This is a genomic window from Nonomuraea sp. 3N208 (assembly GCF_052245935.1).
In the GTDB taxonomy this organism is placed as follows: domain Bacteria; phylum Actinomycetota; class Actinomycetes; order Streptosporangiales; family Streptosporangiaceae; genus Nonomuraea.
Genome location: NZ_JBQQBR010000001.1, coordinates 421380 through 443236, shown reverse-complemented (window position 1 = coordinate 443236; position 21857 = coordinate 421380). Strand labels below are relative to the sequence as shown.

Below are 21857 nucleotides of genomic sequence, written 5' to 3'. Positions count from 1 at the left end.
CTCCGCTCGCTCATGCGGCCTCCCCTCCCACGGGCAGATCATGTTGTACGGCATAACGGGCGGCGATCCGCTGGGCCGTCACGATGTCCTCCAGAGCGCCGCCCACGTCGGTGAGCGGCGGCTTGCCATCGTTCACGAAAGCATGGAAGGCGACCAGTTGTACTTCGAACGCCTCGGTCACGTCCCGCCATTCGGTTCGGCTCTCGCCGCCGGACACGACGGTGAGCGTCGTCGGCGCGTTCATCAGGTAGGGCGAGGGGAAGACCAGCTCCAGCGTGCCCTTGTCGTGGTGGATGGCCACGGTCTCGCGGTAGGCGGGGTAGTCCTCCAGGTAGTGCCAGCGAAGGGAGAACCTGCCCTGGGCGGGCAGCGGGCCGGAGATCTCGATGGAGCCGGGCGCGGGACCCCACGTCTCGACATACGAAATTTCATGAGGCGACCCGGTAAAGCGCCTCAAGAGCGACAAGTCATGACATATCGAGCCGAGTGCCACCCCGTACACACTCTGCACCGGCGGCGAGTCCCCCACCGCCCGCGACACGAGCGCGCTCTCAGCGGTGCGCAGCGACGCCAGCAGCCCGGCGTCCACGTCCCGCGCCTGCGCCAGGTTCGCGAACGCCAGCTGCGACTCTCCGCTCGGATGCAGCACCGTCACCTCGACCGCCCTGATGACACCGGGTCCGCCCAGCTCGGCCAGCAGTTCCTCGGCCCGGCGCACCGCGGGGTCGTATTGCTTCATGTAGCCGACCATCAGCCGCCCCTCGGGCAGCGCCGCCACCTCGGCCCTGGTCAGCGCAAGCGGCTTCTCGCAGAGCACGGCGTGGCCGGCGGCCAGCGCCCCGCGCACGGCCTCGCCGTGGGAGCCGGAGGCCAGCACGAGCAGGGCGTCGAAGCCGCCGGCGGCGAGCATGTCGTCCAGCGCCGTGTACCGCCCGGTGGCGCCGAGCCGGTCCGCGACGGCGTCGGCGAGCGTACGCGACAGGTCGCACACGGCCGTCACCTCGAACAGGTCGCGACGCCTGGACAGCAGCGGCACGTACACCGCCTGCGTCACCGCGCCGCACCCGAGCAGAGCGATTCTCACAATCCCAGTTCCTTCAGCTTCCTGCGGTTGGCGGCCTGGTCGGCGATGTTCTGGGCGACGGTGCGGCGGCCGGGCAGCGTGTCCTGCTCGATGACGATCCATCCTGCGTAGCCGATCTCGCCGAGGGTGCGCACCACGGCAGGCAGATCCAGCTCGCCCTCGCCGAGTGAGGCGAACCCGCCGCGGCCCATGAGCTCGCGCAGATCGGCCCCGTCGGCCAGGGTCTGGGCGAGGATCTTGGTATCGCCGTCCTTGATGTGCACGTGCTCGACCCGGCCGGCCCAAGCGCGCAGTGCCGCCACCGGGTCTCCCCCGGCAAGCAGCAGGTGCCCGGTGTCGAGGCAGAGCCGCACGTCGGTCAGCTCCAGCAGCCGCTCCACGTCCTCGGACGTCTCCACGTACGTGCCCAGGTGGTGGTGGAAGGCGGGCTCGAAGCCGCGGTCGCGGCAGCGGTTCACCGCCTCCTGCACCCGGGCGGCGTAGGCGGGCCACTCGGCCGCCGGCAACCCTGGAACGCTCCCGCCGGGGCGGGCGAACCGCTCCGGCGAGCCCGAGCAGGCCAGTGTGGGCCGCGGCCGGAATCCCTCAGGGGCCGGCGGCGCGGCGGCGAAGACGTCCAGCGCGGCCTCCAGCGCGGGCAGACCCCGCGCGAACGCCTCGGCGTCGCCGTACCGCAGGTCCACCCAGCCGCCCGCGAGCGACAACCCGCTCTCTGCCAGCCGATCGGCCAGCTCGGAGCCGGTGCCCAGGTAACCGATCGGCCCGGAGTCGATGCCCTCGTACCCGGCATCGGACAGCGCGCGCACCATCTCGTCGGCGCTCAGCGGCGGCGGCGCGTCGCTCAGCTCGAACACCCCGAAGCTCACCGGGGCATTGGCCACACTCACTCGCACAGCGCCATCACCTCGTTCTCGTGGGTTTCCAACCGGTGCGGCCCATCGGCTGCCGGGATCAGCGCCCGATCGTCGCGGATCAGCTGCCTGGCGCCGTCCGGGCGGACCAGGACCAGGCCGCCCGCGTCCAGGGCCAGCAACTCGTCGCCCAGCCTGAGCAGCAGCGGCGCGTCGGGCCCCGCCGAGACGGCGGTGCGGCCGCCCCGTACGCCGTCCAGCACCGTGCTCGTATCCTCGGCCAGCACCCAGGTCGTGGGCCCGCCCGGCAGGCCGTCGGAGCCGTGGCGGTGGAAGTCGCTGCCGCCGATCGCGATCACGTCGTCGCGCCAGGCGTCCGCCCAGGCCAACGGTGCGCCCCAGCGCCGGTCCCACCAGCCGGAGCTCCACACCTCGGCGATCCTGGGCCGGCGGCTGATCGGCAGCAGCCAGGCGCAGTCGCCGCCGAGCGGGTGGTTGACGGAGATCAGGCCGCCCGTGCGCTCGGCGTGCTCGACCCAGGAGTCGGCAGGCTGCCGGAAGTCCACCCACCCGACGTCGCCGAACACGTTCGCGTGACCGCGGTCGGTGGTGACCTCCTGGCCCGGGATGAGCGTGATCTCGCGGTCGATCTTGGACAGCCAGGGGTGGTGGCTGACGGTGTTGTGGTCGGTGACGGCCAGGAAGTCGAGCCCTCGCCCGTGAGCGAGCTCGGCCAGCTCGGCGATGGTCAGGTTGCCGTCGCTGTGCACGGTGTGGGCGTGGAAGTCCCCGGCGAACCACCGCATGCCGTCGAGATCTGGAATGTCGCGACGCGGCGGCCGCTCCCCGTGCGGCGGTTCCTCGGCGACCGGCTCCGGCGGGGCGGCGGACTCCGTGGAGATCTCCAGCGTGTAGTCGAGGCCGTGCAGCGGGATGCGGTGCAACCGCACCCACACGTGCCAGGTCCCGGGCTCCAGAGCACCAGGCAGGTAACCGGGCGTCGCCCAGTCGGCCGTGATCGTGTACTCGTCACGCGCCCCGCCCGACCAGCCGCGGAACCCGCCGGGCGAGCCGCACCCAAGGTCGAGCACACCCTGCGACCGGTCGTAGGACAACCTCACCGTCACGGCGGCGCTTCCCGCGGGCACCTCGAACGGCACCTCCCGAAGCGTCCGCTCCAGCCGGTCATCCAGGCTCCACTGACCTCTCACACCAACTCTCCGTCCCGGTAGACGAGGGCCCGATCGCGCCGGGGAAGGGCGTACCCCTCGTCGCCGAGCGCCGGCTCGCGGCCCTCCGGCACGACGGCCTGCACGGTCACGTCGTTGACGTCGAGGGTCACCAGGTGGGAGGCGCCGAGGTTCTCCACGATGGCCACCTTCCCGCCGAGCGCGCCCTCCGCGGGCTCGGCCGAGTAGGACATGTACTCGGGTCGCACGCCGTACACGATCTTCTCTCCGTCGCTCAGCCGTCCCTCGGCCGAGGACGGGACGGCCACCTTGCACCCTGCCACGTCCAGCCTGTCACCTCGTGCGGCCCCGTCCAGCAGGTTCATGGGCGTGGAGCCGATGAATCCGGCCACGAACGTGTTGGCGGGCCGCTGGAACACCTCGGCCGGCGTGCCGATCTGCCGGATGTGCCCGGACTCCATCACCGCCATCCGGTCGGCCATGGCCAGCGCCTCGGCCTGGTCATGGGTGACGAAGACAGTGGTGACGCCGAGCTCGCGCTGGAGCTTCTTGAGGAACGTCCGCGCCTCCAGCCGCAGCCGGGCGTCCAGGTTGGACAGCGGCTCGTCGAACAGGAACGCCTGCGCCTGCGTGGCCATCACCCGCGCCAGCGCGACCCGCTGCTGCTGCCCGCCGGACAGCTGGCCGGGGCGGCGGTCCATGAGCTGTTCGAGCCCGAGCCGCGCCCCCACCTCGACCGCCTTGTCGCGGCGCGCGGACTTGGCGACCTTCTTGATCCGCAGCGGGTAGGCGATGTTCTCCGTGACGTCCATGTGCGGGAACAACGCGTAGTCCTGGAAGACCATCGCGACGTCACGGCCGCCCGGTTGCACCCCGGTCACGTCGCGCTCGCCGATGACCACCGCGCCACCGGTGGCGGTCTCCAGGCCGGCGATCGTCCGCAGCAACGTGGTCTTGCCGCAGCCGGAGGGGCCGAGCAGGGCGAAGAACTCGCCGTCCGGGATGGCCAGGTCGAGCGCGTCGAGGGCTTTCACACCGCCGGGGTAGACCTTGGTCAGCCCGCGTAGTTCAATGGCGGCCATTTAACGCTTGATCCCTCCGTGGAAGCGGAAGCCGTATTTCTTGCTGACGAACAGGTACATGAGCACCACGGGGACCGAGTACAGCAGCCCGAACGTGGACAACATCCGCAGGTTGGCCTGGCCGCCCTCGGTGTACAACGTGTACGTGATCACGGCCGCCGGCTGCTTCTCGACGTCGCTCAGCAGCAGGTACGGCATCAGGAAATTTCCCCATACGTTGGCCACGGCCCAGACCCCGATGGTCGCCAGCCCCGGCCGTACCAAGGGCACCACCACGTGCCGCACGATCTGCAGCGGCGACGCCCCGAACACCCGCGCCGACTCCTCATAGGACTTCGGCGTCGAGTCCATGAAGTCCTTCAGCATGAAGATCGCCGCCGGCAGCAGCCCGCCCGTCAGGATGAGGATCAGCCCGAGGTGCGAGTCGATGAGGTTGAGCTCCACCGCCAGCTGGAACAGCGGCACCATGGCCGCCGTCCCCGTGATGATCGATGACAGCAGCAACAACGCGTACAACAGCGCATCCCGCCCCGGCAGCCGCACCCGGCTCAGCGCGTACGCCGCCAGCGCCGCCATCGCCACCACCAGAACCGCCGTGCCCACCGACAACACCAATGAGTTGTACAGCGACGGCAGCGCGTACGGATGCTCCACGACCGCCCGGAAGTTCTCCCAGGTGAAGTCGGGCACCGCCACTTCGTACGTCGGGTCCGACGTGAACGGCGCGGTCGCCAGCCAGAGCAACGGGATCGTGAAGAACGCCAGCAGCACCGCGATCAGCGTGTAGAAGCCGATCCGGCCGGCCACGAACCGCGCCGTCATTTCTTGCTCCGCAGCAACCGCAGGTAGAACACCGCCACCACCAGATTGATCAGCAGGATGACCGTGGAGACCGCCGCGCCGTAACCAAGCTCGCCGCTCTGGAGCGCGACCTTGTACACGTGCACGGCCAGGATCTCCGACTTCCCGTCCGGCCCGCCCGCCGTGATCAGGAAGGGGGTGAAGTCGTTGAACGTCCACAGGCTGATCAGCAGCAGGTTCGTCAGGATGTGGCCTCTGATGTGCGGGAACACCACATCCCTTAGCTGCTGCCAGCCGGAGGCCCCGGCCAGGCGGGCGCTCTCCAGGTGCGAAGGCGGCACGTTGCCGAGCGCGGCGCCGTACAACATCATCGAGAACGCGGTGCCACGCCACGTGTTGAAGATGACGATCGACAACATCGGGTGATCGAGCAGCCAGGCGAAGCCGGGCAGGCCGAGCAGCGCGTTGAGCGTGCCGCCGTCGCGGTCGAGCAGCGCCACCCACAGGAACGACACCACCGCGCTCGGCAGGATCCAGGCCAGGATGACCAGGCCCTCGACCAGCCGCTTCAGCGGACCACGCCGGTCACGCAGCAGCCAGGCGATGGTGAAACCGAGCCCGACCTGCCCGATGACGGCCGAGCCCAGGACGAACTGCACGGTCAGCCACGTGGAGTTCCAGAACGCCGGATCGGAGACCGCGTCGATGAAGTTGTCCAGCCCCACGAACTGCGGCTCGGCCGCCGCGATCCCGGTCAGCCGGTAGTTGGTCAGCCCCAGGTAGAGCACCCAGAGCGCGGGGAACACGAGGAAGGCCGCGATGAGCAGCAGCGCCGGGGCCACGAAGATCCCGGCCCTGAGCCGGCCCAGGCCCGCCGCGTCCGAGCTGTAGGAGCGGCGGGCGGGGGCCTGCCCATCGATGATGTCAGGGGGCGATGATGTTGCCTGCGCCACCGACGAGTCCTTCGAGCTTCTTCTGGTACGCGGCCGCCGCCTGATCCGGCGCGGTGCCACCGACGACCGCGGCGGTGGACTCCTGCAGCGCCACCGACACCTGCGGGTAGACGGCCACCGGCGGCCGGAAGGCCGTCAACGGCAGCACCTTGTCCGAGATGAAGGTCAGCAGCGGCTCACCGGCGAGGATCTCCTTGTTGACGTCCGTGCGCGGCGTGATGCGCACGTTGCCGTCCTTGGTCTCCTCCTTCAGCGCCTCCGGCGAGAGCGTGAAGGTCAGCAGCTCGAACGCTTCCTTCGGGTGCTTGCTGTTGGGGTTGAGCGTGCGCAGGGCGCCGCCGGACATGCTGACGAAGTCCTGGCCGCGGAGGCCCTTGCCGGGCTCCATGGCCGGGATGAGCGCGTAGCCGACACTCTGGTCACGGTCGGCCATCGGGGCCACGCCGTCCTTGGGGTTGATGACGCCGCGCCAGAAGTAGTCGCCTTCCATCAGGATGCCGATCTTGCCCTCGGCGAACTGCTGGAACGACTTGTCGCGGCCCTTGGCCTCCTGCTGCAGCTTGGGGTCGCCGAGGCCGCCGCCGTAGATCTTCTGGTAAAAGCCGAGCGCGTCCTTGAGCGGCTGGGACGCGCCGGTCCACTTGCCGTCCTTCTGCACCTCGCCGCCCGCGCCCGCGAGCAGCGGCAGCACGCCCTGCATCGAGGTGGCCTCGCCCATCGCCGTCCCGGCGTTGACCTGGATCGGCACCGGCACGCCCGCGGACTTCAGCTTGGTCCCCGCGTCGAGGATCTCCTGCCAGCTCTTCGGCTGCCAGTCGGCCGGCAGCCCGGCCTTCTGGAAGAGCGTCTTGTTGAAGTAGAGCACCCGGCCGTCGGTGCCGACAGGCAGCGCGTACTTCTTGCCGTTGTACGTAGCCAGCCCCTGCACGGACTCGGGGATCTGCGCCCAGCCGTCCCAACTGTCGGCCTCGGCGCCGACCAGGTCCGCCAGCGGCTTGATGTAACCGGCCTCGGCGAACTCGCCGGCCCAGATGCCGTCGATGTCGATCACGTCCGCGCCCTTGCCCGACTTGAGGTCCAGGGAGAGCTTGGTCTTGTACTGCTCGTCGTCGACGCCGCTGGGAACGAACTTGACCTTGACGTCCTTGCCCTTCGCCTTCTGGGCCGCCTCGAACTTGGGGATCACCCAGTTGGCGACGAAGTCCGCGGCGGCGGCGTTCTTGCCGCCCGCGATGGCGTTCTGGGCGATGGTCAACTCGATGGTGCCATCGCCGCCGCCGGATGACTGGCCGCAGGCGGTTAACCCTATTCCGACCGCGGCGAGAACCGCGGCGACCTTACGCAATGCCATCAAACCCTCCGACAGATCCGTTAAGGAGGTAAGCCATGGGCCAATATGTCATGACATTCATATGACGTAAAGGCCTGATCATATTTCCGGGAGATGCGCCGCATACTGCGTCTTCGACCGGACAGTGGCCATCTAACAACCGAACACTAGACGATGTGAAGAGCGAAGCTCCATGTAGCTACATAATGGACATCAGGATGTCATGACAAGACGCCATAGTGTCGGAGCCGAGCTCGGCCTCGGGAGGTGCGTTGTACGACCTGATCACGATCGGCCGCTGCGGCGTCGACGTCTATCCGCTGCAGACCGGCGTCGGGCTGGCCGATGTCGAGACCTTCGGCAAGTTCCTCGGGGGCAGCCCCACCAACGTCGCGGTCGCGGCGGCCCGCCACGGGCTGCGCCCCGCGGTGATCACCGGCGTGGGCGCGGACCCCTTCGGCGAGTACGTGCGCCGGGCGATCCGCGACTTCGGCGTCGACGACCGCTTTGTGGCCACCTTCACGGAGGCGCCGACGCCCGTCACGTTCTGCGAGATCTTCCCGCCCGACCACTTCCCGATCTACTTCTACCGCGGCGAGCATCCCCCAGACCTGCGGATCACGTCCGGCCACCTGGATCTGGACGCCATCCGCGCGACGAGCCTGTTCTGGTTCTCGCTGACCGGCCTGAGCAAGGAGCCGAGCCGCGCGGCCCACCACGCGGCCCTGTCGGCGCGTACGTCGGGCTGGACGGTGTTCGACCTGGACTACCGGGCCCCGCTCTGGGAGTCGCGTGCGGCGGCCCGCGAGGCGGCCGGCCGGGCGCTTCCGCACGCCAACGTGGCGGTCGGCAACCTGGAGGAGGTGGAGACCGCCGTCGGCGTCCGTGACCCCGAAGCGGCCGCGCAGGCGCTGCTGGACGCCGGGGTTCAGGTCGCCATCGTGAAAATGGGGCCGGAAGGGGTTTTCGCGCGTACCTCCGGGGAGAGCTGTCTGATCAAGCGAGTGGAGGTGGACGTGGTCAACGGGATCGGCGCGGGAGACGCCTTCGGCGGCGCCCTGTGCCTGGGACTGCTGCGCGGCTGGCCGCTGGAGCGCACGATCCGCTTCGCCAACGCGGCGGGGGCGTTCGTCGCCGCCCGGCTGGCCTGCGCCGACGCCATGCCAACGACGGCGGAGGTGGAGGAACTACTGGAAGGCCCGGGGGTGCGTTCTTGAGCGATGTCTCGACCGCGGTGGACGGCGCCGCGGCACCGGTGCGGGAGGCCCGCGCATGACCTACCTTCCGTACGGCACGACCGCGAACGGCCCGTGGTCGGTGGAGATCACCGCGTCCTCGGCCGGGTGGACGTATGCGGGCCTGCGGATCGCGGACCTGACGGACGCGCCGGTGTCGTTCGACACGGGCGAGGAGGAAATGCTGGTCCTGCCGCTGGCAGGCTCATGCACGGTCACCATCACCGAGCCCGGCGCCGATCAACGGCGGCCCACCGAGACGTTCCGGCTGACCGGCCGCGCATCTGTCTTCGACGGCCCGTCAGACTTCGTCTATGTCCCGATCCAGTCGCGGGCGACCTTGCAGGGCGCGGGCCGCATCGCGCTGCCCTCGGCCCACGCCACCCACGCGCTGCAGCCCCGCTACGTCGCCGCCGCCGAGGTCCCGGTCGAGATCCGCGGCGCCGGCCAGGCCAGCCGCCAGCTGAACAACTTCTGCGCCCCCGACGTCTTCGACTGCCACAAGCTCATGGCCGTGGAGGTCCTCACTCCGTCCGGCAACTGGTCCTCGTACCCGCCGCACAAACACGACACCCCCAACCCGGGCGAGGCGGTGCTGGAGGAGATCTACTACTTCGAGGTCGCCCACCAGGGCATCGGCTACCAGCGCGTCTACTCCTCCGAATGCGGCCACATCGACACCCTCGCCGAGGTCTCCTCCGGCGACGTCGTCCTGGTCCCCTACGGCTACCACGGCCCCTCCATGGCGGCCCCCGGCTACGACCTCTACTACTTGAACGTCCTGGCAGGGTCGGCGGAGCAGCGCTCGATGGCCTTCTGCGACGACCCCCGCCACGCCTGGATCCGGTCGTCCTGGGACGACCAGCTCATCGACCCCAGACTGCCGTTCGGGAGGACCTCATGACGACCCGGTTGACCGTCGCACAGGCCGTCGTACGTTTCCTGGCCCACCAGTGGAGCGAGCGCGACAGCGTGCAACGCAGGTTCTTCGGCGGCTGCACGGGCATCTTCGGCCACGGCAACGTCGCGGGCTTGGGCCAGGCACTCGCCACGTCGACCGAGAACCTCCCGTACCACCTGAGCCGCAACGAGCAGGCCATGGTCCACACGGCCGCCGCCTACGCCCGGGCCGCCAACCGCCTGGCGACCTTGGCGTGCACCACGTCGATCGGCCCAGGCGCCACCAACATGATCACCGGCGCGGCCGGCGCCACCATCAACCGGCTCCCGGTGCTCCTCCTGCCAGGCGACATCTTCTCCACCCGCGTGGCGGGCCCGGTCCTCCAGGAGCTGGAGGACCAGCGCTCGTACGACATCTCCGTCAACGACTGCTTCAAGCCGGTCTCCCGCTACTGGGACCGGATCAACCGCCCCGAGCAGCTGCCGTCCGCGCTGCTGGCGGCCATGCGCGTGCTCACCGACCCGGCCGAGACCGGCGCGGTCACGATCGCGCTCCCGCAGGATGTGCAGGCGGAGGCGTACGACTGGCCGGAGGAGCTGTTCGCCGACCGCATCTGGCACATCCCCAGGCCCCGCCCCGAGCGCGCCGCCGTGTTCCGAGCGGCCCAGCTGGTCAAGTCGGCCGCGCGCCCGCTGATCGTCGCGGGGGGCGGGACGATCTACAGCGACGCCACGGAGCAGCTGCGGCTCTTCGCCGAGACGTACGGCATCCCGGTGGCCGAGACGCAGGCAGGCAAGGGCGCGCTCCCGTACGGGCACCCGCTCGCCGTCGGCGCGATCGGCGCCACCGGCACGACCGCGGCCAACGCGCTGGCCCGCGAGGCCGACCTGATCATCGGCGTCGGCACCCGCTACAGCGACTTCACCACCGCTTCCCGGACGATCTTCGCCCCCGACGCACGCTTCCTCAACATCAACATCACCGCCTTCGACGCCGCCAAGCTCTCGGGCCTGCAGCTCGTGGCCGACGCCCGGGAAGGGCTGGCGGAGCTGGCGGAGGCGTTCGGGGGCTGGCGTGGCGTACCGGGCGACTACCGCGAGCGGGCCGCCGAGCTGACCAGGGCGTGGGACGCGGCCGTGGACGCCGCGTACGCGCTGGAGGGCTCGCCGCCGCCGCAGTCAGCGGTGATCGGCGCCGTCAACACGGCCGCGGCCGACGACGGCGTGGTGGTGTGCGCGGCCGGCTCGATGCCCGGCGACCTGCACAAACTCTGGCGTCCGAGCGGCCCGGGCAGCTACCACGTCGAGTACGGCTACTCCTGCATGGGCTACGAGATCGCCGGCGGGCTTGGCGTCAAGATGGCGGCACCGGAACGCGAGGTGTTCGTGCTGGTGGGCGACGGCTCGTACCTCATGATGGCGCAGGAGCTGGTCACGGCGATCTCCGAGGGCATCAAGCTGGTGGTGGTCCTGGTGGACAACTCCGGCTTCGCCTCGATCGGCCACCTGTCGGAGAGCGTGGGCGCGCAGCGGCTCGGCACGTCCTACGCCTACCGCGACGGCCGTCCGCTACCGGTCGACCTGGCCGCCAACGCCGCCAGCCTCGGCGCGTCCGTGTTGCGTGCGGAGTCGGTCGCCGAACTGCGCAAGGCGCTCGACACGGCCCGCGCCGCGGCGGAGACCACGGTCATCTACGTCCGCACCGATCGCATGGCGGACGACGCGCCGTCCTCCGAGGCGTGGTGGGACGTGCCCGTGGCGCAGGTGGGCACGCCGAACGCCATGCGGGAGGCGTACGAGGCGAACAAGCTTTCCCAGCACCCGCACCTCACTCCACCGGTCACAGGGTGAATACGAGCTCCAGCTCGTGCTTGATCGGGATCCCGTCCGCCTCCGCCGGTATGTCCGGTTTGAGGGCCCTGGCCCGGTCCACCCCGTTGCGATGCAAGGCCACGAGGTCGAACCCGTAACGCTGGTAGAACCGCAGGGCATGCGTGTTGTCGTTGGTGGTGATCAACGACAGCCTGGCGACACCCCGCTCCACCGCGACGGCCCGCACCGCATCGAGCGGCGCCTTCCCGACCCCCTTGCCGGGCACCACGGCGTCGATCGTGATGATCTCCACTGAGCTGTCGCGTTCGGCATAGGTGATCACCCCGGCCACCTCATCGCCGATCTCCGCGACGAACCCGGGCTGGGCGGCCGCGTCGATCAGCTCGCCGCGTCCCAGGGCCACCACCGTGATGCCGCCCCAGCTGTCTCTCAGCACCTTGGACACCGCTTCGAGATCGCGAGGCTCGATGGGTCGTACAGAGAGCGTCATAAGCAGCATTATGTGACTTATGAGATGGGTAACGTTCGATTGCTTCGGCACTCTTGTCGACTCGCGACACGGCCTGCTCACCAGCGCCGAGCTGATCGCGCCCGGCCAGGGTGCACGGCTGCTGGAGGCCTACAACCGGCACGAGCACGCCGTGCAGGCCGAGTCGCCGACGCTCCGCTATCGGCACGTCATGGCCGAGACCCTCAGCAGGGCGTGCCAGGAGGAGAAGGTGGAGCTGAACGAGGACGACGCCACCGTGGCGGCGGCGACGCTGCCGTACTGGCCGGTGTTCCCCGAGGTCGGCGCCGAGTTGTCGACGCTGCGCGCGGCCGGGTGGAACCTGGCGCTGCTCACCAACTGCGACCGCGACCTCATCGCCGAGACGCTGCGGCGTCTGCCCGTGCCGTTCGACGCGGTGGTGACGGCGGAGGACGCCGGCGACTACAAGCCGTCCAACGCGCACTTCGAGGTGTTCAAGCGGGCGCACGAACCGGCGGCCTGGGTGCACGTGGCGCAGAGCTACTTCCACGACATGGTCCCCGCGCACCGGCTGGGCATCCGCCGCGTGTGGATCAACCGGATGGGCCGGCGCGCCCCGGACGAGACGATCATCCAGAAGGCCCTACCCGACCTGCACGGCCTGCTCACAGCCGTGCGGGACGGCTAGCGGCGCTGCTCCAGCACGTCCGCGATGCTCGCGAGGAACGAGTCCACATCCGCGATCAAGTAGCCGGCCCTGAACAGCACGGTCGAGAACTTCGCCTCCCGCACCTCCTTCGCCGTCACGGGGAAGTCGGTGGTGCTGCGTAAGGTGGCCACGATGCGGTCCAGGAAGGCGTCGACCTCGTCCTCGTTGTAGCCGCTGCCCATCCGGCCCGGGCGGAAGGCCACCCTCTCGACGCGTGCCGCCTGGCCCTCGAACCACTCCTCGCGCAGCATGTCGCCGGTGGGCTCGGCCATGGCCAGCCGTACGGGCCGCTTGGCCTGGGTCTCCAGCGCCACCACGAACGCTTCCAGGGCGAAGTCGACCGCGGTCTCGTGGTAGCCGCCGCGTTTGGCGCGGAAGGTGGCCGTACGCACCTCGTCGGCGGTGATGGGCTCAAAGGTGTGCGAGCCCCTGCCCAGGGTCGCCTCGATTCGCCCGATCAGGGCGTCGACCTCCGTGGGGTCATAGCCTGAACGCATACCCATGACGCGCGGAAAGCGGTTCAAGCTCACACTCCTCTTGATTCGTGCTGGGGGCACCTCCATTGTGGGGCTCTTTATCCCAAGCATGCGACCCGGCATATAGCGTTACACCACCATGCGTCTGTCCCACGTCTCCTTCCGCTACCGAAGACGTGATCATTTCGTCATCCACGATGCCGACGCGCATCTCGCGCCCGGTGACGTGATCGAGTTGAGCGGCGTCAACGGAGCGGGCAAGTCGACCCTGCTCCGGCTGCTTGCCGGGCTCTCCGCGCCGACGAAAGGCACGATCACCGGCCGTCCGGACGTCGTCGGGTTCGCGCCCGACCGCTTCCCCACCGACCAGCCGTTCACGGTCACGGCCTACTTGCGCCACATGTCCCGCGTACGCGGCGGCGCCCGCTGGGAGCCGTGGACCGAACGGCTGAACATGGAGCATCTCCTGGCCGTGCCCCTGGGCGAGCTGTCGAAGGGCAGCGCGCACAAGGTCGGCCTGGTCCAGGCGCTCATGGCCGATCCCGGACTGCTGATCATGGACGAGCCGTTCGCCGGGCTCGACGCCGGCACGCGCGAGTCACTGCCTTCCATCGCCGCCGACGTCGCGGCACGCGGCGGCATCGTCATCGTCAGCGACCACCAGGGCGGCCTGCGCGCCTTACCCGGCCTCCGTCACTGGTCGCTGCTCGACGGCCATCTCAAGGAGAGCACCAGCGCCGCCGCCCCCGCCCAGGAGAACAGCGCGACCGTGGCGGTCACCCTGCCCGCCGCCGACCTCCCCCACTTCCTCGCCAGGATGCGCGACGCGGGCTATCAGGCCCGCGAGATCGAGGAGACCGGATGATCATCGCCCTGGCCGGCTTCCGACTGGCGGCCTACATCCGCTCCCACCGCGTCTACCAGGCCCTCCTGCTCGCTCTGGCTATGCTGGCGATTCTGCACGGCAGCCGGGCGCCACGCGGTGAGGAGGCGGGCGTACTCACCGACGGCGCCGTACTGATCATCCCCATCCTGGCCTGGGCCGCGAGGAGCCTTCTCGACACCGAGCCCGACCGCCAACGTGAGATGTCCGCGGTCGCGGCCGGCGGCCGGGGCAGGGAACTGGCCGCGGGGCTCGTGGCGGCGTTCGCGACGTGTGCCGTCTTCGCCGGGATCGGCCTGGTGGCGGCGCTCCTGCTCGGCGTGAGCTCTACCCCGGAGCCCCGCCTGCTGGCCGCCGCCCTCGCCCTGCACGGGCTGGCGGCCCTGACGGGGACCGCGCTCGGCGCGCTGACCAGCCGCGCCATCCTGCCCTCACCAGCTCTGTCGATCATGAGCCTGGTGCTCGGGTTCCTGCTGATGTTGTTGCTGAGCGCCTCACCGCTGTACTGGCTCACGGTCCCGGTCGTGCGCTGGATGCGGGCCGCGAACGACGGCGACCTGATCTCCCGGCTCCCCGAGCTGGGCGCCGTCTCACTCGCCTGGTGCCTGCTCGCCCTCGCGTTCTACCTCTGGCGACGCCTGAAGGGCTGACCTACTCGGCGGCGGCGAGCTGCCCGCAGGCCCCGTCGATCTCCCGCCCGCGCGTGTCGCGTACGGTGACCGGCACGCCGTGGAACTCCAACCGCCGGACGAACGCCCGCTCGTCCTCCGGCCGCGACGCCGTCCACTTGGACCCAGGGGTCGGATTGAGCGGGATCAGGTTGACGTGCACCAGCTTGTTCTTGACGAGCTTGCCCAGCAGGTCGGCCCGCCACTCCTGATCGTTGATGTCCTTGATCAGCGCGTATTCGATCGAGACCCGCCGCTTGGTCTTCGCCGCGTACGCCCACGCGGCGTCGAGCACCTCCGACACCTTCCACCGCGTGTTGATCGGCACCAGCGTGTCACGCAGCTCGTCGTCGGGCGCGTGCAGCGACAACGCCAGCGTGACCGGCAGCCCCTCGTCGGCGAGCTTGCCGATGGCCGGCACCAGGCCGACCGTGGAGACCGTGACCCCGCGGGCCGAGATGCCGAGCCCGTGCGGCGCGGGCTCGACCAGGCGGCGGACCGCGCCGATCACCTGCTTGTAGTTGGCCAGCGGCTCGCCCATGCCCATGAACACGACGTTGTTCACCCGCCCAGGCCCGCCAGGCACCTCGCCGGCCGCCAGCGCCCGCGCGCCGGCCACGACCTGCTCGACGATCTCAGCCGTGGACATGTTGCGGGTCAGGCCCGCCTGGCCGGTGGCGCAGAACGGGCAGTTCATGCCGCAGCCGGCCTGCGAGGACACGCACATCGTGACCCGGTCGGGGTAACGCATGAGCACCGACTCGACCAGCGCGCCGTCGAACAGCCGCCACAGCGTCTTCCGCGTGGTGCCCTCGTCGGTGGTCAGCTCCCTGACCGAGGTGAGCAGGGTCGGCAGCAGCACGCCGAGCTTCTCACGGGAGGCGGCGGGCAGGTCGGTCATCGCGCCGACCTCGGTGGTGAGGCGCTCGAAGTAGTGGCGTGAGAGCTGGTCGGCGCGGAAGGCCTTCTCACCCAGCTCGGTCACCGCGGCCCGCCGGTCGGCCATCGACAGGTCGGCCAGGTGCCGTGCGGGCTTGGCGCGGCGCGGCGCGACGAAGGTGAGCTGACCAGGTGGCTGGGACACGTTACGACCTTTGCTTCAAGCGTTTCCGACCAGGGTAATGAACGTTCGGATCGGAGGTGGCATTCCTGGCGAACGAGAAGCCTGCCAAGCAGACTGCCGCTACGGTCTCGACCTGGAACGACAGTAGGGCGGCAGCTGATTGTGCAGGTTTCCTATTCGGTGACGCCACCGCTCGCGTCATGGTCTCCGGCGGATCTACAGTGCTCACGTATGGCGATTTTCCGGGCGGCATCAGGCGCGGGTGGCGCCGAGGTCGTCCTCGCCGCCGGCAACCCGTACGGCAGCCGGACGCTCGTGGTCGAGCGGGACGAGGACTCCTCGGTAGCTTACCTGTGCTCGCCCGCCGGAACGGTCCACGGCGCCGTCTGGCTCGCCAACCACCGCCCGGGCCCCGCCGTCGTGGACCTGGCCAGGATCAACGCCGGCCTGCCGCCGCTGATGCCCAGGCACAACACCCTGCACCCGGACGGCCGCCGGCCGCTCGGGCAGCTCACCGCGCTGTGGTTCGAGGAAGGCGACGGGGTCGCCCTGTACGAGGACGACGGCCTGCTGGCGGTCATCCCCGGCTGGGCCGACATGAGCAGGGGCATGCCGGGGTACGCGCGCGACGCGGTGGGCGAGTCGCCGTTCGCGTGGGCGCTGTCGGAGGCGTTGGAGGGGCTGGAGCCGCGCATCGCCAACGCCAAGTCCTACTGGCGCTGGCGGCACAGCGAGGGGTCGTGGCCGTCGTTCCAGCAGTTCGTGATGGGTCATCTGGACCGGGTGCTGGGACCGGCGGGCAGATATTGGGACGCCAGCGGCGAGCGGCTGCCGACCGTCGGGATCACCGAGCGGCCGCCGCACCATAAACGGGACTTCACCGTGCTGTCCACGGTGGGGATGAGCTGCCAGCGGATGCCGACGGTCGAGCAGTGGATCGACAAGCCCGGCGCGTACGCCAGGATCGAGCTGGCCGTGGCCACCCGCGAGGACCCCAGGGACGCGGCGCTGCTGCTGGTGTGGTTGTCGCAGTATCCGTGGCACTCGGTCACCTGGCTGGGCCACGGGCACACGGCCAAGTGGTATCACGAGCCTTCGACGTTCCCGCTGGGGCCGCAGTACTCGGGTGTGCTGATGCAGGCCGACGTCCCCCACATGCCCGACATGTCAGGATTCGCCTTCGGCGGCGAGGCCGTACGGTGGCTCTGGCTGACCCCCGTCACCAGGGCAGCACTCGAAGCCCTGCACCGCTAGAAAGACGCTCGAAGCCCAGCACCGCTGGAAAGACGCTCGAAGCCCAGCACCGCTAGAAGAACACCGTCATCAGCAGCCAGACCGGCACCAACGTCGTCACCAGCGAGTCCAACCGGTCCATCAGCCCGCCGTGGCCGGGCAGGATCGTCCCCAGGTCCTTGATGCCGAGATCCCGCTTGATCATCGACTCGATGAGGTCGCCCACGGTCGCCAGCAGCGCGGCCAGCGCCCCGATCAGCGCCCCCTGCCAGAGCTCGCCGCCGACCAGCCACGTCACCAGCCAGGCCCCGACCGCCGTGCACGCGACGAGTGACCCGGCGAACCCCTCCCAGGTCTTCTTCGGGCTGATGGCGGTCATCTGGTGCCTGCCGAACAACACGCCCGCGACGTACCCGCCGATGTCGCTGGCCACGGTCACCGCGATGAAGATCACCACACGGTGGTGGCCGTCGTCCTCGCGCAGCAACATGGGCACGAACGCAGCCAGCAACGCTGGATAGAACAGCGTGAACACCGACGCCGTCGCGTCGCGCACGTACCCGTCCGTGCCGGCGCTGAACATGCGCCAGATCAGCAACACCAACGCGAACACCACGAACGTGGCGAGCAACCAGACCGGCCCGCCCCAGTACGCCGCCGCCTGCATCGCCGCCAGGCCGCCGACCACGGGCACGGCCGGCACTTTGATGTCCCGGGTGGCGAACGCCCTGGTCAGCTCCACCACACCGACGCCCACGGCGCCGACGACCACCAGGAGGAACAGCTCCTTGATCGTGTAGAGGGTGCCGATGACCAGTGCGCCCAGCACCACGCCGACGGCGATCGCGGCAGGCAAGTTCCTTCCGCTACGGCTGCCGCCGCTCGGGCTGGTGCCAGCCGTACTTTCTTCCACAGAGTTCTCCATGAGCCACGGCCCCCGCCACCTCGGGCGAGGGCCGTAGATGCCAGACCGGCTATGTGCGGTGTGCCGACGCTCAGACCTCGAGCAGCTCGGTTTCCTTGTGCTTGAGCAGCTCGTCGATCTTGGCGACGTGCTTCTGGGTGATGTCGTCGAGCTCCTTCTCGGCCCGCCTGACCTCGTCCTCGCCCGCGTCGCCATCCTTGATCATCTTGTCGAGGATCTCCTTGGCCGAACGGCGGATGTTGCGGATGGAGACCTTCGCGTGCTCGCCCTTGTTCCTGGCGACCTTGATGTACTCCCTGCGGCGTTCCTCGGACAGCTCCGGGAACGTCACGCGGATCACCTGACCGTCGTCCGTCGGGTTGACACCGAGGTCGGAGTCGCGGATGGCCTTCTCGATCGCGCCCATCGAGCTCTTGTCATAGGGCTGGATCAGCACCATGCGCGCCTCGGGCACGTGGAACGACGCCAGCTGCTGGATCGGCGTCGGCGTGCCGTAGTACTCGGCACTGATCTTGTTGAACATCGATGGCGTGACGCGGCCCGTCCGGATGCTCGCGAAGTCCTCCTTCGCGACCGAGACGGCCTTGTCCATCTTTTCCTCGGCTTCGAGGAGGGTTTCGTCGATCACAGCGGCTCCCTGTCGTCTACTAGCTGCCGGTGTCGGGCTCGCTCCGTCATTTGCCTGCGGGACTCACCAGCGTGCCGATTTTCTCACCGCGTACGGCTCGCAGGATGTTGCCCTCGCCCATCAGGTCGAAGACCACGATCGGCAGATCGTTGTCCTTGCACAGGCTGATCGCAGTGGCGTCCATGACCGCGAGGTCGCGCAGCAGCACCTCGCCGTAGTCGAGATGGTCAAACCTGACCGCGTCAGGATTCTTCCGTGGATCGGAGTCGTAGATGCCGTCCACCTGCGTGCCCTTGAGCAGCGCCTCGGCGCCGATCTCCAGGGCCCGCTGGGACGCCGCGGTGTCGGTGGAGAAGAACGGCGAGCCGAGCCCGGCGCCGAAGATGACCACGCGCCCCTTCTCGAGGTGCCTGATCGCGCGGCGCGGCAGGAACGGCTCGGCCACCTGCTGCATGGTGATCGCGGTCTGCACGCGGGTCTCGACGCCCCGGCGCTCGAGGAAGTCCTGCAGGGCCAGGCAGTTGATGACCGTGCCGAGCATGCCCATGTAGTCGGCCCTGGCCCGGTCGATGCCGCCCTGCGACAGGGTGGCGCCGCGGAACATGTTGCCGCCGCCCACCACGACGGCGACCTGCACGCCCTCGCGTACCGCCTCGGCGATCGAGTCGGCCAGGTGATCGACGACGCCCGGATCGATGCCGAGCGGCTCGCTGCCGGCGAACGCCTCGCCCGACAGCTTCAGCATGACCCGCTTCCACCTCAGGAGGTTGGGCGGGTGTGGAGATGAGGAAGCCGCCGCCCGTGTGGATTCGTGGGCTGACTCCCGGTGGTCCTGCACGGCGGCGGCCTCCTTCATTCGGTGGATCGTGGGGCTGGTGGCTTGCCTGAGCCGTTGGGCTGTCGGCTTGCCTAAGCCTAAGCCTGGCCGACCTTGAATCGGACAAAGGCGAGGACCTCGACGCCGTTCTCCTCGGCGTACTTGCCGACGCTCTTCTTGTTGTCCTTGACGAACGCCTGCTGGAGCAGCGTGAAGTCCTTGTACCAGCCGTTGACCCGGCCCTCGACGATCTTGCCGATCGCCGCCTCGGGCTTGCCCTCCTCGCGGGTCATCTCCTCGAAGAGCTTGCGCTCCTTGTCGACGACCTCGGCCGGCACCGAGTCGGCCTTGAGGTACTGCGGGGCCATGGCGGCGGCGTGCTGGGCGATGTCCTTGGCGGCCTCGGCGTTCGGCTTGTCCAGCTGGACCAGCACACCGACGGCCGGAGGCAGCGCGGGGTCGGTCTTGTGCATGTACGCACCGATGTAGCCGCCCTCGAGCACCGCGAAGCGGCGGATCTCGATCTTCTCGCCGAGCGCGGCGTTGGCCAAGTCCAGGTGCTCCTTGACGGACTTGCCGTCGAAGGAGGACTCCAGCAGCGCGGCCACGTCGGCGGGCTTGGTCTCAAGGACGTGCGCGACGACCTGGCCGGCCAGCTCCTGGAAGCGCTCGCCCTTGGCCACGAAGTCGGTCTCGCAGTTGACCTCGAGCAGTGCGGCGGAGGAGTCGCCGTCCTGCTTGAGCGCGACGAGGCCGTTGGAGGCGGTGCGGGCCTCGCGCTTGCCCACGTCCTTGGCGCCCTTGAGGCGCAGCAGCTCGATGGCGCGGTCGAAGTCGCCCTCGGACTCCTCGAGCGCCTTCTTGCAGTCCATCATGCCGGCAGCGGTGATCTCGCGAAGCCGCTTGACGTCGGCCATGTTCACGGAAGCCATTGCTCTTATTCCTTGTGGGATTTCGTCGTCATGGGATTCGTCGTCGTGGAGCGGGCGGGCGCCGGGGATCCGACGCCCACCCTTGGTTGTGCACGGCAGGCGGGTGCCGTGCGAAAGCCATTGCCCTGCTCGGGCCAGGGTCGGTTGCGCCGCTGCTCCGCTGGCCATACTGCCCAGCATCACCGCGACCTACCACCTGAGCTCGGCCACCACCATCGGCATGGCCTGCGGCGCGCCGCGGCGGGACCTCGCGGCCACCCGACCGGAGCTCACCACCCCGGCTGAGTGCCCCGGTCCGGCCGACCACCGCCTGCCTCACCGCACTCCTGGTCTGGCTACCAGCCTGACCAGAGTGCCGCGGGCCCGGCTCGCCGGTCGTAGCTCAGCCGTTTGCCCAGTCCGGACACGTGCCTTGCGCATCGCCCAGCCGATCGGTGATTCGCCGTTATTCAGATGTCAGCTTGCCTTGCTTGCCCTCACCCGAGCCCGTGGCGACGACCGCGGCCACAATCCTGACCTTATGGTGCTCACTATCAGGTCAGGCCTGCCGCTCGCGGTCCTCGCCGTCGCTCGGATCAGGCCTGCTGCTCGGTCTCGCCCTCGGCGGCGGCCTCGGCCGGAGCGGCCTCCTCGGCGGCAACCTCGGCGGGAGCAGCCTCCTCGGCAGCAGCCTCGGCCGGAGCAGCGTCCTCAGCGGCAACCTCGGCCGGAGCAGCCTCCTCGGCAGCAGCCTCGGCCGGAGCAGCCTCCTCGGCGGCGGCCTCCTCAGCCGGACGCTCGCCGGTGCCCTGCTCGATGAGCTCGCGCTCCCACTCGGCCAGCGGCTCGGCGGCGGCCGGCTTCTCGTCACCGCGGGCGGCGCCGGAGCGGGCCATCAGACCGGCCGCGACACCGTCGGCGACGACCCTGGTCAGCAGGCCGACGGCGCGGATGGCGTCGTCGTTGCCCGGGATCGGGTAGTCGACCTCGTCGGGGTCGCAGTTGGTGTCGAGGATCGCGACGACAGGGATGCCAAGCTTCTTGGCCTCACTGATCGCGATGTGCTCCTTCTTGGTGTCGACGATCCACACCGCGCTGGGCACGCGGCCCATGTCGCGGATGCCGCCGAGCGTGCGCTCGAGCTTGTCCTTCTCACGACGGCGCATGAGGAGCTCCTTCTTGGTGAGCCCCGAGGCCGCGACGTTGTCGAAGTCGAGCTCCTCGAGCTCCTTCAGACGCTGCAGCCTCTTGTGCACGGTGGAGAAGTTGGTGAGCATGCCGCCCAGCCAGCGCTGGTTGACGTAGGGCATGCCGACCCTCGAGGCCTGCTCGGAGATGGCCTCCTGAGCCTGCTTCTTGGTGCCGATGAACAGAATCGTGCCGCCGTGGGCGACGGTCTCCTTCACGAAGTCGTACGCACGATCGATGAAGGAGAGCGACTTCTGCAGGTCGATGATGTAGATGCCGTTGCGCTCAGTGAAGATGAAGCGCTTCATCTTCGGGTTCCAGCGCCGGGTCTGGTGACCGAAGTGAACGCCGCTCTCGAGCAGCTGTCGCATGGTGACGACGGGGGCCATTTGATGGTCCTCCAGGTCTGGGCGCCCTGCGGATGGGCGCGGTTCTCGGTTGTGCCGCGGCAACACGTCGGCTGCCGCCCTGATGCCCCGAACCCGCTCCAGCCGGGCCGTGGGCCCGGACCGATGGCGCGGTCCGCAGTGGGGCATGCGAAGTCGGCCTGTGGTGACAGGCCATCGAAAAGTCTACCTCCCACACCGCCCCTGGCTGACCGTCTACGGTCAAACGGACATTCCCACCC

The 21857-nt window shown here is 69.4% G+C and carries 22 protein-coding genes; 7 read left to right on the top strand and 15 right to left on the bottom strand.

The annotated features are described in order from the left end of the window. Positions 1-10: 10 nt before the first annotated feature. Genes ACTWPT_RS02115 through ACTWPT_RS02085 form a run of 7 tightly spaced genes read right to left on the bottom strand, consistent with a single transcriptional unit; the run spans position 11 to position 7312 of the window. A complete protein-coding gene (locus ACTWPT_RS02115) occupies positions 11-1084 on the bottom strand; it encodes a Gfo/Idh/MocA family protein (RefSeq protein ID WP_443175482.1) in 1074 nt (357 codons plus the stop codon). Then, positions 1081-1977: a TIM barrel protein gene (locus ACTWPT_RS02110; protein WP_443175481.1), complete on the bottom strand. Its 897-nt coding sequence runs from the start codon at positions 1975-1977 to the stop codon at positions 1081-1083. The genes ACTWPT_RS02115 and ACTWPT_RS02110 overlap by 4 nt, the downstream gene beginning before the upstream one ends. After that, positions 1968-3146, bottom strand: a complete 1179-nt coding sequence (locus tag ACTWPT_RS02105) for a CehA/McbA family metallohydrolase (RefSeq protein ID WP_443175480.1) — start codon at positions 3144-3146, stop codon at positions 1968-1970. Before ACTWPT_RS02105 ends, ACTWPT_RS02110 begins: the two co-directional genes overlap by 10 nt. After that, the gene (locus ACTWPT_RS02100) at positions 3143-4207 is read right to left on the bottom strand and encodes an ABC transporter ATP-binding protein (protein WP_443175479.1); all 1065 of its coding nucleotides are present in this window, start codon (positions 4205-4207) and stop codon (positions 3143-3145) included. Before ACTWPT_RS02100 ends, ACTWPT_RS02105 begins: the two co-directional genes overlap by 4 nt. Beyond that, positions 4208-5029, bottom strand: coding sequence for a carbohydrate ABC transporter permease (locus ACTWPT_RS02095; protein ID WP_443175478.1), 822 nt, complete (start codon positions 5027-5029; stop codon positions 4208-4210). After that, positions 5026-5961, bottom strand: coding sequence for a carbohydrate ABC transporter permease (locus ACTWPT_RS02090; RefSeq protein ID WP_443175477.1), 936 nt, complete (start codon positions 5959-5961; stop codon positions 5026-5028). The genes ACTWPT_RS02095 and ACTWPT_RS02090 overlap by 4 nt, the downstream gene beginning before the upstream one ends. Beyond that, complete coding sequence (locus tag ACTWPT_RS02085; protein WP_443175476.1) at positions 5933-7312, bottom strand: extracellular solute-binding protein; 1380 nt, start codon at positions 7310-7312, stop codon at positions 5933-5935. Before ACTWPT_RS02085 ends, ACTWPT_RS02090 begins: the two co-directional genes overlap by 29 nt. Before the next feature lie 251 nt (positions 7313-7563). Between ACTWPT_RS02085 and iolC the strand changes: the two genes are divergently transcribed. The 3 genes from iolC to iolD are packed head-to-tail and all read left to right on the top strand — an operon-like array spanning position 7564 to position 11277. After that, on the top strand, positions 7564-8508 hold the full coding sequence (iolC, locus tag ACTWPT_RS02080; RefSeq protein ID WP_443175475.1) for a 5-dehydro-2-deoxygluconokinase: 945 nt from the start codon (positions 7564-7566) through the stop codon (positions 8506-8508). Between the two features lie 55 nt (positions 8509-8563). Further along, a complete protein-coding gene (iolB, locus tag ACTWPT_RS02075; protein WP_443175474.1) occupies positions 8564-9430 on the top strand; it encodes a 5-deoxy-glucuronate isomerase in 867 nt (288 codons plus the stop codon). Beyond that, on the top strand, positions 9427-11277 hold the full coding sequence (gene iolD, locus ACTWPT_RS02070; RefSeq protein WP_443175473.1) for a 3D-(3,5/4)-trihydroxycyclohexane-1,2-dione acylhydrolase (decyclizing): 1851 nt from the start codon (positions 9427-9429) through the stop codon (positions 11275-11277). The genes iolB and iolD overlap by 4 nt, the downstream gene beginning before the upstream one ends. On the opposite strand, the gene ACTWPT_RS02065 is transcribed toward iolD, so the two are convergent. Beyond that, positions 11267-11749 carry a GNAT family N-acetyltransferase gene (locus ACTWPT_RS02065; protein ID WP_443175472.1) on the bottom strand — a complete coding sequence of 161 codons (483 nt, stop codon included), beginning with the start codon at positions 11747-11749 and terminating at the stop codon, positions 11267-11269. The two genes, iolD and ACTWPT_RS02065, sit on opposite strands and share 11 nt — an antisense overlap. A gap of 19 nt (positions 11750-11768) precedes the next feature. On the opposite strand from ACTWPT_RS02065, the gene ACTWPT_RS02060 reads away from it, so the two are divergent. Continuing rightward, positions 11769-12416 (top strand): HAD-IA family hydrolase, encoded by a 648-nt coding sequence (locus tag ACTWPT_RS02060; protein ID WP_443175471.1) that lies wholly within the window; start codon positions 11769-11771, stop codon positions 12414-12416. Here the strand turns inward: ACTWPT_RS02060 and ACTWPT_RS02055 are convergent. Then, complete coding sequence (locus ACTWPT_RS02055; protein ID WP_443175470.1) at positions 12413-12934, bottom strand: DivIVA domain-containing protein; 522 nt, start codon at positions 12932-12934, stop codon at positions 12413-12415. The genes ACTWPT_RS02060 and ACTWPT_RS02055 overlap by 4 nt on opposite strands. A gap of 118 nt (positions 12935-13052) precedes the next feature. Here ACTWPT_RS02055 and ACTWPT_RS02050 point away from each other — a divergent pair, with 118 nt between their 5' ends. Then, entirely contained in the window at positions 13053-13778 is a 726-nt protein-coding gene (locus ACTWPT_RS02050) for an ABC transporter ATP-binding protein (RefSeq protein ID WP_443175469.1), read from the top strand. Continuing rightward, the gene (locus tag ACTWPT_RS02045) at positions 13775-14446 is read left to right on the top strand and encodes a hypothetical protein (RefSeq protein ID WP_443175468.1); all 672 of its coding nucleotides are present in this window, start codon (positions 13775-13777) and stop codon (positions 14444-14446) included. Before ACTWPT_RS02050 ends, ACTWPT_RS02045 begins: the two co-directional genes overlap by 4 nt. 1 nt (position 14447) lies before the next feature. On the opposite strand, the gene rlmN is transcribed toward ACTWPT_RS02045, so the two are convergent. Next, positions 14448-15548 (bottom strand): 23S rRNA (adenine(2503)-C(2))-methyltransferase RlmN, encoded by a 1101-nt coding sequence (gene rlmN, locus ACTWPT_RS02040; protein WP_443175467.1) that lies wholly within the window; start codon positions 15546-15548, stop codon positions 14448-14450. Positions 15549-15758: 210 nt separating this feature from the next. On the opposite strand from rlmN, the gene ACTWPT_RS02035 reads away from it, so the two are divergent. Then, a complete protein-coding gene (locus tag ACTWPT_RS02035; protein ID WP_443175466.1) occupies positions 15759-16781 on the top strand; it encodes a suppressor of fused domain protein in 1023 nt (340 codons plus the stop codon). A 52-nt stretch (positions 16782-16833) separates the two neighbouring features. On the opposite strand, the gene ACTWPT_RS02030 is transcribed toward ACTWPT_RS02035, so the two are convergent. The 5 genes from ACTWPT_RS02030 to rpsB form a co-directional block, all read right to left on the bottom strand. Continuing rightward, positions 16834-17673, bottom strand: coding sequence for a phosphatidate cytidylyltransferase (locus tag ACTWPT_RS02030; protein WP_443175465.1), 840 nt, complete (start codon positions 17671-17673; stop codon positions 16834-16836). Positions 17674-17755: 82 nt separating this feature from the next. Beyond that, positions 17756-18313 carry a ribosome recycling factor gene (gene frr / locus ACTWPT_RS02025; RefSeq protein WP_443175464.1) on the bottom strand — a complete coding sequence of 186 codons (558 nt, stop codon included), beginning with the start codon at positions 18311-18313 and terminating at the stop codon, positions 17756-17758. Positions 18314-18359: 46 nt separating this feature from the next. Beyond that, positions 18360-19058: a UMP kinase gene (gene pyrH, locus ACTWPT_RS02020; RefSeq protein ID WP_241563775.1), complete on the bottom strand. Its 699-nt coding sequence runs from the start codon at positions 19056-19058 to the stop codon at positions 18360-18362. Between the two features lie 170 nt (positions 19059-19228). Next, positions 19229-20062, bottom strand: coding sequence for a translation elongation factor Ts (gene tsf, locus ACTWPT_RS02015; RefSeq protein WP_443175463.1), 834 nt, complete (start codon positions 20060-20062; stop codon positions 19229-19231). A gap of 575 nt (positions 20063-20637) precedes the next feature. After that, positions 20638-21618 carry a 30S ribosomal protein S2 gene (rpsB, locus tag ACTWPT_RS02010; protein WP_443175462.1) on the bottom strand — a complete coding sequence of 327 codons (981 nt, stop codon included), beginning with the start codon at positions 21616-21618 and terminating at the stop codon, positions 20638-20640. Positions 21619-21857 lie beyond the last annotated feature (239 nt).

Excerpts from the sequence above, each read along its gene's own strand:
- ACTWPT_RS02050 (WP_443175469.1), top strand. The coding sequence starts at position 13,053 with ATGCGTCTGTCCCACGTCTCCTTCCGCTACCGAAGACGTGATCATTTC.
- ACTWPT_RS02085 (WP_443175476.1), bottom strand. The coding sequence starts at position 7,312 with ATGGCATTGCGTAAGGTCGCCGCGGTTCTCGCCGCGGTCGGAATAGGG.
- ACTWPT_RS02065 (WP_443175472.1), bottom strand. The coding sequence starts at position 11,749 with ATGACGCTCTCTGTACGACCCATCGAGCCTCGCGATCTCGAAGCGGTG.
- ACTWPT_RS02095 (WP_443175478.1), bottom strand. The coding sequence starts at position 5,029 with ATGACGGCGCGGTTCGTGGCCGGCCGGATCGGCTTCTACACGCTGATC.
- iolB (WP_443175474.1), top strand. The coding sequence starts at position 8,564 with ATGACCTACCTTCCGTACGGCACGACCGCGAACGGCCCGTGGTCGGTG.
- ACTWPT_RS02060 (WP_443175471.1), top strand. The coding sequence starts at position 11,769 with ATGAGATGGGTAACGTTCGATTGCTTCGGCACTCTTGTCGACTCGCGA.
- ACTWPT_RS02045 (WP_443175468.1), top strand. The coding sequence starts at position 13,775 with ATGATCATCGCCCTGGCCGGCTTCCGACTGGCGGCCTACATCCGCTCC.
- ACTWPT_RS02055 (WP_443175470.1), bottom strand. The coding sequence starts at position 12,934 with ATGCGTTCAGGCTATGACCCCACGGAGGTCGACGCCCTGATCGGGCGA.
- iolD (WP_443175473.1), top strand. The coding sequence starts at position 9,427 with ATGACGACCCGGTTGACCGTCGCACAGGCCGTCGTACGTTTCCTGGCC.
- ACTWPT_RS02100 (WP_443175479.1), bottom strand. The coding sequence starts at position 4,207 with ATGGCCGCCATTGAACTACGCGGGCTGACCAAGGTCTACCCCGGCGGT.
- pyrH (WP_241563775.1), bottom strand. The coding sequence starts at position 19,058 with ATGCTGAAGCTGTCGGGCGAGGCGTTCGCCGGCAGCGAGCCGCTCGGC.
- tsf (WP_443175463.1), bottom strand. The coding sequence starts at position 20,062 with ATGGCTTCCGTGAACATGGCCGACGTCAAGCGGCTTCGCGAGATCACC.
- rpsB (WP_443175462.1), bottom strand. The coding sequence starts at position 21,618 with ATGGCCCCCGTCGTCACCATGCGACAGCTGCTCGAGAGCGGCGTTCAC.
- ACTWPT_RS02035 (WP_443175466.1), top strand. The coding sequence starts at position 15,759 with ATGGCGATTTTCCGGGCGGCATCAGGCGCGGGTGGCGCCGAGGTCGTC.